Origin of the sequence: Geomicrobium sp. JCM 19039 (genome assembly GCF_000698145.1) — a bacterium.
Lineage (GTDB): Bacteria > Bacillota > Bacilli > Bacillales > Marinococcaceae > Geomicrobium_A.
In genome coordinates, this window is record NZ_BAXB01000015.1 from 76,409 (window position 1) to 92,571 (window position 16,163).

13 protein-coding genes, 4 pseudogenes and 1 riboswitch are annotated in these 16,163 nt (G+C 44.6%); of the genes and pseudogenes, 16 read left to right on the forward strand and 1 reads right to left on the reverse strand.

Annotated elements, in window-relative coordinates; all coding sequences use genetic code 11:
- Positions 1-885: 885 nt before the first annotated feature.
- Entirely contained in the window at positions 886-1,662 is a 777-nt protein-coding gene (locus JCM19039_RS14375) for a polysaccharide deacetylase family protein (RefSeq protein ID WP_052398832.1), read from the reverse strand.
- A gap of 336 nt (positions 1,663-1,998) precedes the next feature.
- On the opposite strand from JCM19039_RS14375, the gene JCM19039_RS24505 reads away from it, so the two are divergent.
- From JCM19039_RS24505 to purN, 16 genes and pseudogenes are all read left to right on the forward strand, one after another.
- Positions 1,999-2,289: a hypothetical protein gene (locus tag JCM19039_RS24505; RefSeq protein ID WP_052398833.1), complete on the forward strand. Its 291-nt coding sequence runs from the start codon at positions 1,999-2,001 to the stop codon at positions 2,287-2,289.
- A 114-nt stretch (positions 2,290-2,403) separates the two neighbouring features.
- Positions 2,404-3,473, forward strand: a pseudogene (locus tag JCM19039_RS14385) (type III polyketide synthase).
- Positions 3,474-3,518: 45 nt separating this feature from the next.
- On the forward strand, positions 3,519-3,983 hold the full coding sequence (locus tag JCM19039_RS14390; RefSeq protein WP_042428355.1) for an isoprenylcysteine carboxyl methyltransferase family protein: 465 nt from the start codon (positions 3,519-3,521) through the stop codon (positions 3,981-3,983).
- A gap of 105 nt (positions 3,984-4,088) precedes the next feature.
- Positions 4,089-4,625, forward strand: a complete 537-nt coding sequence (locus tag JCM19039_RS14395) for a DUF2179 domain-containing protein (RefSeq protein WP_042428357.1) — start codon at positions 4,089-4,091, stop codon at positions 4,623-4,625.
- Positions 4,626-4,811, forward strand: coding sequence for an NETI motif-containing protein (locus tag JCM19039_RS14400; RefSeq protein WP_042428359.1), 186 nt, complete (start codon positions 4,626-4,628; stop codon positions 4,809-4,811).
- Positions 4,812-4,934: 123 nt separating this feature from the next.
- Entirely contained in the window at positions 4,935-5,474 is a 540-nt protein-coding gene (locus JCM19039_RS14405; protein ID WP_042428361.1) for a dihydrofolate reductase family protein, read from the forward strand.
- A gap of 710 nt (positions 5,475-6,184) precedes the next feature.
- Positions 6,185-6,286: riboswitch (purine riboswitch) on the forward strand.
- 88 nt (positions 6,287-6,374) lie between these two features.
- Positions 6,375-6,863 (forward strand): 5-(carboxyamino)imidazole ribonucleotide mutase, encoded by a 489-nt coding sequence (gene purE / locus JCM19039_RS14410; protein ID WP_042428364.1) that lies wholly within the window; start codon positions 6,375-6,377, stop codon positions 6,861-6,863.
- Positions 6,860-7,999 carry a 5-(carboxyamino)imidazole ribonucleotide synthase gene (gene purK / locus JCM19039_RS14415; protein WP_042428367.1) on the forward strand — a complete coding sequence of 380 codons (1,140 nt, stop codon included), beginning with the start codon at positions 6,860-6,862 and terminating at the stop codon, positions 7,997-7,999. Before purE ends, purK begins: the two co-directional genes overlap by 4 nt.
- Complete coding sequence (purB, locus tag JCM19039_RS14420) at positions 7,996-9,288, forward strand: adenylosuccinate lyase (protein WP_042428372.1); 1,293 nt, start codon at positions 7,996-7,998, stop codon at positions 9,286-9,288. The genes purK and purB overlap by 4 nt, the downstream gene beginning before the upstream one ends.
- Before the next feature lie 30 nt (positions 9,289-9,318).
- Positions 9,319-10,029: a phosphoribosylaminoimidazolesuccinocarboxamide synthase gene (purC, locus tag JCM19039_RS14425; RefSeq protein WP_042428375.1), complete on the forward strand. Its 711-nt coding sequence runs from the start codon at positions 9,319-9,321 to the stop codon at positions 10,027-10,029.
- Complete coding sequence (gene purS / locus JCM19039_RS14430) at positions 10,022-10,273, forward strand: phosphoribosylformylglycinamidine synthase subunit PurS (RefSeq protein WP_042399924.1); 252 nt, start codon at positions 10,022-10,024, stop codon at positions 10,271-10,273. The genes purC and purS overlap by 8 nt, the downstream gene beginning before the upstream one ends.
- Complete coding sequence (gene purQ, locus JCM19039_RS14435) at positions 10,270-10,956, forward strand: phosphoribosylformylglycinamidine synthase subunit PurQ (protein WP_042428378.1); 687 nt, start codon at positions 10,270-10,272, stop codon at positions 10,954-10,956. Before purS ends, purQ begins: the two co-directional genes overlap by 4 nt.
- Positions 10,940-13,164, forward strand: a pseudogene (gene purL / locus JCM19039_RS14440) (phosphoribosylformylglycinamidine synthase subunit PurL). Before purQ ends, purL begins: the two are co-directional and overlap by 17 nt.
- Positions 13,140-14,557 (forward strand): annotated as a pseudogene (gene purF, locus JCM19039_RS14445) (amidophosphoribosyltransferase). Before purL ends, purF begins: the two co-directional pseudogenes overlap by 25 nt.
- 11 nt (positions 14,558-14,568) lie before the next feature.
- Positions 14,569-15,594, forward strand: a complete 1,026-nt coding sequence (gene purM, locus JCM19039_RS14450) for a phosphoribosylformylglycinamidine cyclo-ligase (RefSeq protein WP_042428381.1) — start codon at positions 14,569-14,571, stop codon at positions 15,592-15,594.
- Positions 15,591-16,162 (forward strand): annotated as a pseudogene (gene purN, locus JCM19039_RS14455) (phosphoribosylglycinamide formyltransferase). Before purM ends, purN begins: the two are co-directional and overlap by 4 nt.
- The last annotated feature ends 1 nt before the right edge of the window (position 16,163 follow it).

Below are 16,163 nucleotides of genomic sequence, written 5' to 3' on the forward strand. Positions count from 1 at the left end.
GCACTAACATATTTCTGCAAGAACCAATGGTAAGCTTGGTAAAGTGAAAACTGTGCTCGAGTTCGGGAAAATCGCAGGAAAAGCGGTATTTTCTCATAAACGTGGGAACAGTTCACAAAGTCACGTGTACATCCTCGCTCTGAAGTATCCACAAGCTGTCGTCACGTGCCGCGCCGAACCGAGTGCGGTTTTGTTTCGGCCCCCGGCGGGGCGGACGTGTCGTTGGCACTTCAGCCTGGAATCTGCGCGCAAGTTGGAACAAACTGCGCAGGAGTTTAGCGGAATGAGCGCCAAAATCGTTAAACTAGGCAAACTTGCGCGCAAAATGGCACCCAGCCCCGCGCTCCCCCTCCAACCCAACACCCAACAGCGCAAATCAGGTAAATCTTACGTTCATTCTATCTAGATCGTTTCGGGTGCGATCCAGAACACCAATCTCCTAAATATCCCCAAATGTTATACAACTAGAGGTGTTTATGAGTAAACACCTCATCAACTATAGAAGAGTGATAACACGCTTCTTTCATGGGTCACGTGCGTTTTCTTTTGGCGTTAAAATGCATTTCGGTTTACGACCTGGCCGGTTGCTTCATAGAATCGGGTTCTAAAGCGGGGATCCATCATTCATTTCCGGAATGGTTGCATAAAGAGTTACAGAGAGTGACCGACCTTGTCCTCTATGAAAATCAATGCGCAAGCGGTTCGCGTCCTTTTATAGATGAATATAGGCTTTTTTGTTTCCGAACAAATATGAGAATCGTGATGTGCGGCACAGACCGTGCGCTTCGACGTCATCACATTTCGGCAATAACACAACAACTAGCTTACCGTTTATAAACGGTATAGATATACTTGAAGTTGCCTTATGCTATTTATGAAAAAAGTTCATAGAATATATCGCCAATCAGCGTTTCGCTTATTTCTCATTAGACACGTCGAACAATTCTGCAACTGTGACAAACTGAAAGCCGCTTGTTGAAGTCTTGGAATCAATTCGTTTAAAGCTTCAGGTGAATTGACCGTAAGAGATGGTTCATCTACGCCATCGTGTAATAGGATAACCCCGCCTGCGGTCGTGTCTGCGAGTACGCGCGCTGTCACCTCTTCTGCAGAAATTTCTTGCCAATCGTTTGGATCAACCGTCCAACCCACTGCATAATTGCCCATTTGTTCGAGACGTTCCATTTGTGAATCGAGAATCATGCCATACGGCGGGCGAAAGAGTGTGGGTTGATAGCCGACGAGTTGCTCGATGATCTCGTCTGTTTGCTCAATTTCAGTTTGCATTTGATCGGCAGTTAAATCCGTCAAATTAGGGTGGGAAAACGTGTGATTTCCAAGTTCATGACCTTCTTCTTGAATGCGGCGAATGTAGTCAGGGTTTGCTTCGGCCCGTTCACCGATGACAAAGAATGTTGCTTGAACTCCGTAGTCTTCAAGTGTATTCAACACGGTTTCTGTAAAACGGGGATCAGGTCCATCATCAAAGGTAAGTGCAATCTGATTCGTATCGGGGTTGCCTCTAATCAAAATCACACCTGGGTATGCATCTGCAAGTTCAGGAAGTGTCTCTCCTTGTCTCGCTTCGTCAGGTTGCCCGTTTACAATAGTAGGAATTGCGCATAGGAGAAGCGCCATTATGGTGATCCATGTACGTTTCAATCATTTCATCCTTTCAAAGAAAGTTATGTGTACCCTCGGAGTATGCCCTGGTTGAGAGGGGATTACTCTCGAATTAAAGATTAATGGGAGGTTACACTCGTAACAGATAATAGAGAGCGTAAGGGGCCAGGGGTTTGACACAACGGGGGCATTCCTGCGATTGGAGGAATGGCGATGTATCGTTTTGATTGCATACAGATGTCAGTATTGTGAGAAAAAGTAAAGCAAAATCAAAAATCTGCAGAACCTCTAGGCGATGGCTGGATTCGTTGATATGATGTTCACAGCTAACAACACGAGGTTAGCCAATATGAAACGAATGAGGAGTGTTTGATCATGAATAAAAAACTTCTATACGGTGCACTATCGGCAATCCTTTCAGTAGGTATGTTAGCGGCATGCGGGGAAGATGCCCCAGAAGATCCAGAAGGTGGCATTGATGAAGCGCCTGAAGAAGATGGTCTTGACGATGAGCCAATGGATGAACCAGCAGATGAGCCTGCAGAAGATCCACTCGGTGAAGATGATGAAGATCCATTAGGTGAAGACGATGAAGATCCGCTAGGTGAGGAAGACGATGAAGATCCACTTGGCGCAGATGATGACGAAGAAGACGACGAAGTATAATAGAACGATAGATGAAGGGCATTGACCACCAGCAATGCCCTTTATTTTTTTGTACATAAATCTTCCACTTTTGGTGATGCTTAGAATAAAGTCATGCGCATTGAGGTGGAGAGGTTGTCGAAAATAGAAGCGATTGCAACAGTAATGCCCGAGAACAATGTATCCCAAACAGAAATTGCATCGTTTGCTAGACGGATATTTAAAGATCGATATAAAGATATCGATCGGCTGTTGCAAGTGTTTGATAATGGTGACATTGTGAACAGGCAGTTCGTGATGCCGATCGATTGGTATGCAGAGGCCCATTCCTTCGGAGAGAAAAATGATACGTTCATCGAAAAAGCTGTTGATCTTGGACATGAGGCGATTTCGAAGTGTTTGCAAGACGCACAGGTGACGATGCTGAGATTGATGCCATTTTTTGTGTGACAAGTACGGGGGTGTCTACCCCGTCTTTGGATGCAAGAATTATGAATCGGCTAAACATGAGTCCACACACAAAGAGAGTTCCACTTTGGGGGTTAGGTTGTGCAGGTGGTGCAGCTGGATTGTCCCGCGGATATGAGTATTGCCGCGCATTTCCAGAGGCGCGAGTGCTCATTCTTTGTATTGAACTATGTAGTTTGACATTTCAACCGAACGACCAAAGCAAAAGCAACTTGATCGGCACATCTTTGTTCTCTGATGGGGTCGCTTGTGTATTAATGCAAGGGGAGAAAGTGAAGTCCCGGCATACGCATGTGCCTGTCATTACACATACGAGGTCGACGCTCATGCCTGATTCTTTACGTGTGATGGGGTGGGACGTAAGTGATACCGGATTACATGTCGTTTTTTCAAGAGACATTCCTTCAATTGTGACCGACTGGTTAGACGAGAACGTGATTAGCTTTCTATCCGTCATTGACCGCTCAAAAGAGGATATCGATCAGTTCGTTGCGCATCCAGGGGGGAAAAAAGTTCTTACGGCGTATGAACAATCGCTTCAGTTTCCTAGCGAACATACGGAACCGGCGCGAGAGGTGCTGAGAAATCATGGCAACATGAGCTCACCTACAGTACTTTACGTGTTCAAAGAAATTATCGATCGTGGACCATCAGTCGGAGAACAAGGTTTGGTGACGGCACTTGGTCCAGGATTTTGTTCTGAATTATTGTGGGTTGAATGGAGAGAAGAGCGATGATTTTATTTCTCATTGTGATGAGTTGGGTCATATTTCAACGAGTCGTTGGAACTTCAAGTTGCGAAGCGAAATGAGCGACTGACTAAAGATGAAGGTGCGATCGAATACGGAGCCCGGCACTATCCATATATGGTAGGCATGCACGTATTATTTCTCGTAACTTTAATCAGTGAAGTGTTCTGGCGAGGATTTCCTCTCTCCCCGGTATGGCAGCTATTACTTCTCGTGTTTCTTGCTATACAAGGATTACGGTTATGGGTGTTGTTAACATTAGGCCGTTTTTGGAACACAAAAATCCTCGTCGTTCCCGATGGAAAACGTGTGGAAGAAGGCCCTTACCGGTTCTTGAAGCATCCGAACTATGCGGTTGTCATTCTTGAAATTCTCATCCTGCCATTGATTTTTCAAGCATACATTACGATGGCTGTTTTTTCGGTGTTGAATTTTTTGTTCTTGTACTTCGTGCGGATTCCAAAAGAAGAAGAGGCGCTTGGAATTCCGAAGAAATAAACGTCGTTCATTGTCGGAAATAGCGTTTTTTATCCCCTATTCGTTTGTTCCATTTCATGATATATTTTGGCGGAAATGAAATCTAGGGGGTAAGGGCGCCGCCGAATGAATGAGTTAATGGAACATGCGTGGAGTGTCGTTTTCATTATATTTGCGATTAATATTGTCTACGTTAGTTTGTTAACGCTTCGTTTAATCTTAACCTTGAAAAACTTAAAACTACTGGCAGCAAGTGCAGGGATGTTTGAAATTGTCGTTTACGTGACCGGTTTAGGCATCGTTTTGGATAACATGACATCCGTCTTTCACGTGACGGCCTATGCACTCGGGTACGGCATTGGTGTGATTGTAGGCATGAAGATTGAAGAAAAGCTCGCCCTAGGCTACATTACAGTGAACGTCATCACGAAAGAATACGAGCCAGACATTCCTAACCAACTGCGTGATAAAGGCTACGGAGTAACCAACTGGGTGGCATACGGACGAGAAGGCGAACGGTTAATGATGGAGATTTTGACTTCTCGTCGAAGTGAGAAGCTACTTTATGATACAGTGAAGTTACTTGATCCGAAAGCTTTTATCATTTCCCATGAACCAAAAGCATTTTTCGGCGGGTTCTGGGTGAAAGGATTGCGAAGATAAATGGCCCGAAAGAAAACATTTGAAGTTGTAGACAATGAAACGATTGGTGATTGTTTAGCGAGAATTGACGAAGAAGGCTATCGACCCGTAAAGCGAGTAGAAAAGCCAATCTTTACGGAAGATCGTGAACAAAATGTAACCGTTAAAGCGCAAAAGATTGTGTTTGAGGCGGTCGCTAAAGATTAGACGTTCAACGGATCTGAGCTTGTCTTCAAAAAAGCTCAGATCCGTTTATATGTAGAGAAAAAACAAACTATATTCTATTTGTAAGTTGATTCCACTTAAAGAATATAAAGCAGAGGCGATTTTATGTGTGAGAAAAGACGTGTTGTCTTATTTATCGCGGTTAGTTTAGACGGTTATATTGCGACTGAGAATGAACAACTTGACTGGTTATTCGAAGTAGATGGTGAAGGCGACAATGGGATTTCCGCCTTTTATGAAACGGTTGACACGGTCTTGATGGGCAGAAAAACGTACGATTGGGTTAAAAAAGAAACGATTAACGAAGGCTTTCCTTATCAAGATAAACGAACATTCGTGTTTACAAACCAATTCCTTGACGGTGAACCGTCCGTTCAGCGTGTTCATGAAGATCTTGACTCGTTCGTTAACCAATTAAAACAAGAAAGTGGAAAGAACATTTGGCTCGTCGGTGGCGGTGAGCTCGTTTCTTCATTCTTGAAAGCAGATCTTCTCGATGAAATCACTGTAACGGTTGCCCCGAAACTAATTGGTAAAGGCGTACGGTTGTTTCCGGAAACGGATTCAAAACATAACTTGTCATTAAAACAAGTGCAGACGTTTAATCAGTTTGTAGAATTGCATTATGTGGTTGACCGATTGTAAATGCAACTAAATACATAAGTTGAACGTAAGAAATTCACTGAACCCTATGGTTGAGTTCGCTCTTTACGGGTGGACGCCTAGATTTTGTCTGTCGAAGTTCACTTCGACAGCTTCCGGTGCCGAGAAGGGTAAAAAGACGTGAGCAGTGGTGCTCGTTGAGCGCAAGGACCTTTGCGACCTCTGACTCTCTTTTAAGTGATAATCCAGCCTTGAAACAGTACACTTTAGGGCCTCAACTGTCACGTATATTTCTTATTATTACAGTTTACGAGTATAGGTGCGTATCCAATTTGAAAATGATCACTTTTCCTTGCCTAACCGCCTCTTAAATTCGTTTATTCGACACTTGAACTACTATATATTAACCCTAGCCAGTAGGCAGAGAAGTGAACCGGTGGTTCCCTTATGCTCTGTAGTAAAAGTTTCCCCTGTGATAGGAAGTAAGAACCAAAAGTGAAAAACAAGAAAATCCAAAGTTCATTCTACATAGATGAATGGGATACCAAACGAACCGGTTCGTTTGGTTTTTTAGTGGAACTTGTTGGATTCGTGAAATACCCTTTCAGGTTAAGAACGATGCTTAAAGCGGTCGTCGCTCACCTTATTTAGCCAATATCCGAACGATCGATTATTAATCTTTGTAAATATTCGAGTTTACATTGACAATTAATCTGACGCATACTACGATAGAAGAAGAGTAAGGCATTTCATTGATCTTTCACAAGATACCTCATATAAATTCGAGAATATGGCTCGAAAGTTTCTACCTGGCTACCGTAAATGGCTGGACTATGAGGAGACAAATGGTTGTCGTACGTCTATGGCAACATGTCTCCTCCCGGTGCTCGAATGAATAAGACAGCGGGTTCTTTGATATGCCTAAAGATAGGAGCGTTTAGAATGACTGTTGATGTTGGCGTAATCATGGGAAGTACATCCGATGACCCGACGATGAAGTTGGCGGTACAAATTTTAGAAGAATTACAAATTCCTTATGAGAAACGGATTGTATCGGCCCATCGTACGCCTGATTATATGTTTGACTACGCATCATCTGCAAGAGAACGTGGATTGAAAGTCATTATTGCAGGTGCCGGCGGTGCTGCACATCTTCCTGGAATGGTTGCTGCCAAAACAACGTTGCCAGTAATTGGTGTGCCTGTACAATCCAAGACGTTAAGTGGATGGGATTCACTACTAAGCATCGTACAAATGCCAAAAGGCGTACCGGTTGCGACAGTAGCGATCGGTGAAGCAGGAGCTGAGAATGCTGGATTGCTTGCAGCACAAATGCTTAGCGTTTGGGACCGAGAGCTTGCACACAAGCTAGAAGCAAGAAGAGAAGCGAAGAAAAACGATGTACTTGCCAATCAGGAGGTACAATCATGATTACACCTGGCCAAACGATCGGTATTCTAGGTGGCGGACAACTTGGCAGAATGATGGCACTCGAAGCGAAAGCGATGGGATATCAGATTGCCGTGCTTGAACCTGTAGCTGGATCTCCTACAGCACAAGTCGCAGATATTGAAATTGTCGGTGCGTATAACGACGAAGAAGCAGTAAAGCAATTAGCCGAAGTGAGTGATGTCGTTACCTTTGAATTCGAAAACGTAGATGCGAACACCGCAACCATTTTGCAAGAAGCTGGAAAGTTGCCCCAAGGGATAACGTTATTAAAGACAACACAACATCGCTTGCGTGAGAAAGAAGCGTTAGAAGAAGCGGGATTAACCGTCGCGCCGTACAAAGCGATCACGTCTGCGGATGATTTAAAAGCAGCAATTGATGTTTTAGGCACTCCCGCCGTTCTTAAAACGTGTAGTGGAGGCTATGACGGAAAAGGGCAATACGTGATTCATTCAAGAGAAGAAAGCGATCAAGCATTTCAAGAGCTCTACCGTAAGGGTGTAGAACTTGTTGTTGAAGGATTTGTTTCTTTTGAAAAAGAGATTAGTGTTATCGTTACGCGCAACCTAATAGGTGAACTTAAAACCTTCCCAGTTGCTGAGAACATACATGAAGATAACATTCTTAAACGAACGATTGTGCCTGCAAGAATTAGTGTAGACGCAAAAAAGCGAGCGGTACAAATGGCAGAAGCGTTTGCGAACAGCATTGAACTTGTCGGTACGCTTGCCGTAGAAATGTTCTATACAACGAGCGATGAGATTTACGTGAACGAACTTGCGCCAAGACCACATAACTCTGGACATTACACGATGAACAGTTGCAATGTTTCCCAGTTTGGGCAACACATTCGCGCAATTTGTGACTGGCCGCTCGTGAAACCGAAGCTGTATCACCCAGTAATTATGGACAACATTCTTGGTGAACATGTGGAACAAGCAATAAAGATGATTCCGGAGTTTACAGATGCATTCCTTCATCTTTATGGGAAAAGCGAGGCTCGACCTGGACGAAAGATGGGTCATTTGAACATTACCGCATCAACGGTTGAAGAAGCGCTAGAACGATCACTACAACTACACATACGTACACATACAATGGAGGCAACACAATGATTGAACGCTACACACGAGAAGAAATGGGAAGTATTTGGACGGAGCAAAATCGTTTTCAAGCATGGTTAGAAGTTGAAATTGCCGCTTGTGAAGCTTGGGCTGAGCTCGGAGACATTCCAAAAGAAGATGTTGAGAAGATCCGCAAAAACGCTTCATTTGATGTAGATCGTATTCACGAAATCGAAGCAAGTACACGTCACGATGTTGTCGCCTTTACACGCGCAGTATCTGAAACGCTTGGTGAAGAGCGTAAATGGGTGCACTACGGATTAACGTCAACAGATGTTGTTGATACAGCACTTTCGTATCTTTTGAAGCAATCGAACGAAATTCTGCGTGCAGATCTTGAACGCTTTATTGATGTTCTCGGTAAAAAAGCGAACGAACATCGTTATACGTTAATGATGGGACGTACACACGGCGTTCATGCTGAGCCAACGACATTTGGATTGAAACTCGCACTCTGGTATGCAGAAATGAAACGAAATCTTGATCGCTTTGATCAGGCAGCTGAAGGTGTACGTGTCGGTAAGATGTCAGGGGCGGTCGGAACGTTTGCGAACATTCCACCAGAAATTGAAGCGCACGTATGCGAGCGATTAGGAATTCAAACTGCGCCAATTTCAACACAAACGCTTCAACGAGATCGACACGCTCATTACGTATCTACACTAGCGCTCATTGCGACGAGTATCGAGAAGATGGCTGTTGAAATTCGTAACCTCCAAAAAACAGAGACGCGCGAAGTTGAAGAGTTTTTTGCAAAAGGTCAAAAAGGTTCATCTGCGATGCCACATAAACGAAATCCTGTTGGATCAGAGAACATGACCGGTCTTGCACGTGTGATTCGTGGTCACGTTACGACAGCATTTGAGAACATGCCACTATGGCATGAGCGTGATATTTCTCATTCATCGGCAGAGCGCATCATTTTGCCAGACAGCACGATATTACTAAATTACATGCTAAATCGTTTTACGAAGATTGTTGATGAGTTGACGGTCTATCCAGATAACATGAAAGAAAATATGGAGAAAACGTTCGGCTTAATCTATTCTCAACGTGTTTTGTTAGCACTCATTGACCGTGGCATGGCACGAGAAGAAGCGTATGACATCGTTCAACCAAAAGCGATGGAAGCTTGGGAAACGCGCGTGCCGTTTCGAACGCTTGTCGAAGCAGAACCGAAGATTACAGACGTATTAACAGGTGCAGACCTTGATGAGTGCTTCAACGAAAAACATCACATGAAAAATGTCGACGTATTGTTTGAGCGTGTTGGGCTCTAAAACGTAGATGAACTTCTGGAGGGAAACGGTATGACACTTCTATATGAAGGTAAAGCGAAACAATTGTTCACAACCGAGAACAGTGATCAACTTCGAATTCAGTACAAAAACGATGCGACCGCTTTTAATGGCGTGAAACATGACATCGTTGAAGGAAAAGGAAGACTTAATAACGAGATTTCATCATTGTTTTTTCCGCTTCTTGAACAAGGTGGTATTCCCACACACTTTATTAAACGCTTAAGCGAAACCGAACAACTTGTGACACCAACAACGATTATTCCTTTGGAAGTGGTCGTTCGAAACATCGCTGCTGGAAGCCTTGCAAAGCGCCTCGGTTGGGAAGAAGGCATTGAACTAAAACGTCCGATTGTCGAGTTTTATTATAAAGATGATGCTCTTGGTGACCCGCTTGTTACCGAGGAGCACATCTCCCTCTTAGAAGCAGCATCGACGGAACAGTTGGAAGAAATGAAGCGTTTGGCATTGCTGACAAATGATACGCTTCTTCCAATCTGTGAATCTGCGAATTTGTTGCTCGTTGACTTTAAATTAGAGTTTGGCATAACAAAAGAGGGTGATCTCATCTTAGCGGATGAAGTATCACCAGACACGTGCCGTTTTTGGGATCGTGACACAAGGCAGAAATTAGACAAAGATTTGTATCGGTATGAACTCGGTTCACTTACAGCAGGGTACGAAACAATATTAGAGCGCATTGGAGGCGTTGTTCATGGTTAACGTGCACGTATACATCACACTTAAAGAAGGCGTATTGGATCCACAAGGTAAAGCGGTAGAACATTCTTTATCATCACTTGGCTACGAAGGAGTCGAAGAGGTGAGTGTCGGAAAGTGGATCCAACTGAAAGTGAAAGATGGCGAAGGATTAGAGACACGTATTGAAGCGATGTGTGAACAACTTCTGGCCAACCCAGTGATTGAGAACTACACTTACAAAGTAGAGCGGGAGGCAACGGTATGAAGGCCGCTGTCATCGTTTTCCCAGGATCAAACTGTGATACCGACATGTTTCACGCCGTGAAAGATTTCACCGCTGCTGAAGTGGTTGAATTTGTTCCTCATACGGCTAATAGCGTAGCCGATTACGATGCAATTTTTATTCCTGGCGGATTTTCATATGGTGATTATCTTCGTACTGGAGCAATCGCACGCTTTGCACCTGTTATGAAGAGTGTGAGTAAAGAAGCGGCAAAAGGAAAAACAATTGTAGGCGTTTGTAACGGATTTCAAATTCTTCAAGAAGCAGGCTTACTCCCAGGTGCAATGAAGCGCAATAAAGACTTGAAATTTATTTGCCGTACGGTCGGTCTAAAAATTGAGAATCATAACACTCGTTTTACATCGGAATATGCAAAAGGAGATGTGCTGCAAGTTCCGATTGCTCACGGTGAAGGAAACTTTGAATGCGACGATGAGGCGCTTCAAAAGTTACATGATAACAACCAGATTGTTTTCACGTATGTGAACGATGTGAACGGATCAAAATCTCAAATTGCCGGTATTCAAAACGAAGAGGGTAATGTTCTTGGAATGATGCCACATCCAGAACGCGCGATGGAAGCATGGCTTGGTAGTGAAGACGGACGTCAATTGTTTACGAGTGTTTATCGCCATTGGAGGGAAATGAATGTTGTTACAAACTGAACCAACACCATCACACATTAAAGAAGAGAAACTCTATCAAGAGATGGGCGTGAAAGATCACGAGTACGAGCGAATTGTGAATTTAATCGGCCGTGAACCTAATTATACCGAGATCGGTATGTTCAGTGTACTTTGGTCAGAACATTGTAGCTACAAGCATTCCAAACCATTGCTTCGCCAATTCCCTGTTGATGGACCCCACGTCCTACAAGGCCCTGGTGAAGGTGCTGGTGTTGTAGACATCGGTGATGACCAAGCCGTCGTTTTCAAAGTTGAAAGTCATAACCACCCGTCAGCGTAGAGCCATATCAGGGGGCAGCTACTGGTGTAGGTGGGATTTTGCGTGATGTGTTTTCAATGGGGGCGCGTCCCATTGCGCTACTTAACTCGCTCCGTTTCGGTCCACTAGATACACCACGTGTACGTTACTTGTTTGAAGAAGTTGTTGCAGGGATTGCCGGTTATGGCAACTGTGTAGGTGTACCGACCGTTGGTGGTGAAGTGCAATTTGATCGCTCATACGATGGCAATCCACTTGTGAATGCGATGTGCGTTGGGTTAATCGATCATAGCAATTTGCAAAAAGGCGTCGCTGCAGGTGTTGGAAACACGGTCATGTATGTTGGCGCAAGTACAGGCCGCGACGGCATTCACGGGGCAACGTTTGCTTCAGAAGAACTGAACGAAGAGTCTCAAGCGAAGCGTCCATCGGTTCAAGTTGGTGATCCGTTCACGGAAAAGCGAGTACTTGAAGCATGTTTAGAGCTCGTTGAATTGGAGTCACTCGTCGGGATTCAAGACATGGGCGCAGCGGGTCTTACGAGTTCTTCTGCAGAAATGGCAAGCAAAGCAGGTTCTGGCATTAACATGAACCTCAATCTCGTACCACAACGTGAAACGAATATGACACCATACGAAATGATGCTTTCAGAATCACAAGAGCGGATGTTACTCGTCGTGAAGAAAGGTCATGAGTCTGAAATTGAAGAGATTTGCGAAAAGTGGGACCTAGATGTCGCATCGATTGGAGAAGTAACCGATGATCGCAATCTGACGCTCTATTTTGACGGTCAAGTGGTTGCTGATGTACCGGTAACGGCATTAACAGACGATGCTCCAGTTTATGAAGTTGAGTCAATTGAACCGGTTTCATTTAAAGAGAACCAAGCAAAAGACTGGAAACCAGCGTCAATCACCGATTACAACGAAACACTCAAAGATCTATTGCAACGCCCAACAATCGCTTCTAAAGAATGGGTGTATGATCAATACGATCATATGGTACAAACGAATACAGTTGTCGTTCCAGGATCTGATGCAGCGGTTCTTCGCATTCGTGGAACGAAAAAAGCGCTGGCGATGACGATGGACGGTAACAGTCGCTACATTAAGCTGGACCCAGAAAATGGTGGCAAGCTTGCCGTTGCAGAAGCTGCGCGTAACATTGTCTGTTCAGGAGCGAAACCACTTGCACTCACGGACTGCTTGAACTACGGCAGCCCAGAACAACCGAACATCTACTGGCAAATGAAAGAATCTACGAAAGGCATGAGTGATGCTTGTCGTACGCTTTCAACGCCAGTCATTAGCGGAAACGTCTCGCTTTATAATGAGACTTCAGGGGAAGCGATTTATCCAACGCCGATTATCGGTATGGTCGGTCTTGTTGAAGATACGGCTCACATTACGATGCAACAAGCAAAACAAGCCGGAGACCTCGTTTATGTCCTTGGTGAAGGTTCAGCACACTTTGGTGGTAGCGAGCTTCAACTGATGCAAGACGATGAGATTTCCGGTATTGTGCCAAAAATTGATTTGGATGTTGAAGCGAGTCGTCAACAGCTTGTACTACGTACGATCCAAGCCGGAGTTGTTCAGTCGGCACACGATTTAGCAGAGGGCGGTTTAGCTGTAGCACTTACAGAGAAAGTCATGGGCACATCTTTAGGGCTCACTGTAACGCTTTCAAAAGACGCAAACACGCTATTCTCAGAAGCACCGTCACGGTACGTGTTTACGGTTAAAGCAAGTGATGCAGATCAGTTTGAATCACTCATGCCAGAAGCACGTGCAATTGGTCATATAACAGACGATGCACAAGTGATTGTGAACGATGATTATGGTCAGTCATACATCAACGCGTCAACTGAAGAATTAACTCGCATTTGGAAGGGAGCCATTCCATGTTTGCTGAAATCAAAGGCTTAAACGAAGAGTGTGGACTGTTTGCGATTTGGGGCCACAATGAAGCGGCACAGCTTTCTTACTATGGTTTGCATAGTTTGCAACACCGGGGGCAAGAAGGTGCAGGCATCATTCTAGCGATAAAGAGCAATTGTATGCACACAAAGGTGTTGGGCTTCTGACTGAAGCATTTGGCCCTGGAGACATTGAGCGCTTAAAAGGAAATCATGCGATCGGACACGTACGTTATGCAACAGCAGGAGGGGGCGGCATTGAGAATGTTCAGCCGCTTCACTTCCGCTCAGAAGACGGCGGCATGGCGATTGCGCATAACGGAAATCTCGTGAACTATCAAATTCTAAAAGGTGACCTTGAACGTAAAGGCAGCATCTTTCAAACGACAACGGACACAGAAGTGTTGGCTCACTTGTTGAAGCGCCAAAGTTCTACGAACCTTCGTAAACAACTTCACGCGGCACTCCCTCAATTAATTGGAGCTTACGCGTTTGCAGTGATGACTGAAAAAGAACTGATCGTTGCCCAAGATCCTCATGGACTTCGTCCACTTTCACTCGGGCGAATTGGTGATGCGTACGTTGTTGCTTCTGAAACGTGTGCGTTTGACATTATCGGTGCAACGTATGAACGGGAAGTCGCTCCTGGAGAAATGATTATTTTCGATGAGAGCGGGATGCATTCTTCTCGCTTTACTGAAGCTGAAGATCGTGCGCTTTGCAGTATGGAGTACGTTTACTTTGCTCGTCCGGATTCAAATTTAGATGGCATTAACGTGCATACAGCGAGAAAACAACTCGGTAAGCAGTTGGCCAAAGAAGCACCGATTGAAGCTGATGTAGTGACGGGTGTACCTGATTCATCCATTTCAGCAGCTATTGGGTATGCAGAACAAACGGGCATTCCATATGAGCTTGGTCTCATTAAAAATCGTTATGTTGGTCGTACGTTTATTCAACCTTCCCAAGAACTTCGTGAACAAGGGGTTAAGATGAAGCTCTCGGCGGTACGCGGAGTCGTTGAAGGCAAACGAGTCGTCATGATTGATGATTCAATCGTCCGTGGGACAACGAGTAAACGAATTGTTCGATTATTAAAAGAAGCCGGTGCAAAAGAAGTCCACGTAAGAATTAGTGCACCGCCAATTATTCGTCCGTGTTTTTACGGCATTGATACGTCAAGTCGTGGTGAGCTTGTTGCAGCGAACTTAAGTATAGAGGAAATGCGGGAAATGATGGGTGCTGATTCTTTAAGTTTCTTAAGCGTAGACGGCTTGAAATCAGGAATTGGCCGCGATGATTCACAGCCAAACTGTGGACAATGTTTAGCGTGCTTTACAGATGTATACCCGACGGCAATTTTTAATACAAAAAAAGAACTTGTAACCGTAGGCATGGAGTAGGAGGAATCGCGTTGAGTGAAGCATATAAACAAGCTGGTGTTGATGTTGGAGCTGGTTATGAATCGGTAAAACGAATGAAAAAGCATATCAAGCGTACGGAACGCCAAGGGATTATGGGTACGTTTGGTGGGTTTGGAGGAATGTTTGATCTTTCAATGCTGAATATGAAAGAACCCGTCCTCGTTTCAGGAACCGATGGAGTTGGAACGAAGTTAATGCTCGCATTTGAAGCGGATCGTCATGATACCATTGGGGTCGATGCGGTAGCGATGTGTGTGAACGACATTTTAGCACAAGGTGCTGAACCATTGTATTTCCTTGATTACATTGCTACGGGTAAAGCCGATCCTGCACGGATTGAACAAATTGTCAAAGGTGTAAGTGACGGCTGTGTGGAAGCTGGAAGCGCATTAATCGGAGGCGAAACAGCAGAAATGCCAGGCATGTATGATGAAGATGAATACGATCTTGCAGGTTTTGCGGTTGGCGCAGTAGAGAAAGCGAACATCGTTACGAATGAAGACGTCAAAGAAGGCGACGTACTCATTGCTTTGCCATCATCGGGTGTTCATAGCAACGGCTTCTCGCTCGTACGTAAGCTAATTGCTGATCATAATTTGAACTGGCATCGGACGTACGAACCGTTTCATCGACCACTCATTGAAGAACTACTCACGCCAACGCGCATTTACGTTCGTGACGTTCTACCGATTATTCAACAAACCGATGCGATTAAAGGCATGGCCCATATTACAGGTGGTGGTTTGTATGAGAACATTCCACGCATGTTGCCAGACGGTCTTAGTGCAACCATTGCCCCTAGTCGTTGGGAACGGTTGCCAATCTTCTCGTTTTTAAAAGACGTTGGGCAATTGGCTGATCATGATTTATATGGAACGTTTAACATGGGAATTGGTTTCGTAATGGCCGTGCAAAAAGAAGACGAACAAGTCGTACTTAATCGTCTAGAAGGTGCGGTCACGATTGGCGAAGTAACGGTTGGCGATACGCTCGTTATCCAAGGTGTAAACTCGTGAAGTTTGCCATTTTCGCATCAGGATCAGGAAGCAATGCTGAACAGATCTTAAGAGCGGTTCAAAACGATGAATTAGACGGTACACCCGCATTTGTGTTTAGTGACCAACGTGATGCAGGGGTTCTCTCAAAAGCACAACAGTACGAGGTAACGACATATCAATTCTCTCCAAAACAATTTGACTCAAAAGCGGTTTTTGAGCGTGCATTGCTTGAAAAGTTACAAATCCACGAAGTGGAATGGATTGTACTCGCAGGCTATATGCGCTTAATTGGTGAGGTTTTGCTTTCAAACTATGAAGGGAACATCATCAACATCCATCCGTCACTTCTACCACACTATCCAGGGTTAGATGCCATTGGCAGGCGATTGACGATGGTGCGAAGGAAACTGGAGTGACCATTCATTATGTCGATCGTGGGATGGACACAGGACCGATCATTGCACAAGCAGCACTTGCGATCCATCCAAACGAATCGAAGCAACAACTCGCTATGCGTATTCAACAACTTGAACATCAACTGTATCCAAAAACGCTACAAACGGTTTTTAAGGAAGGGGAAGCTTAAC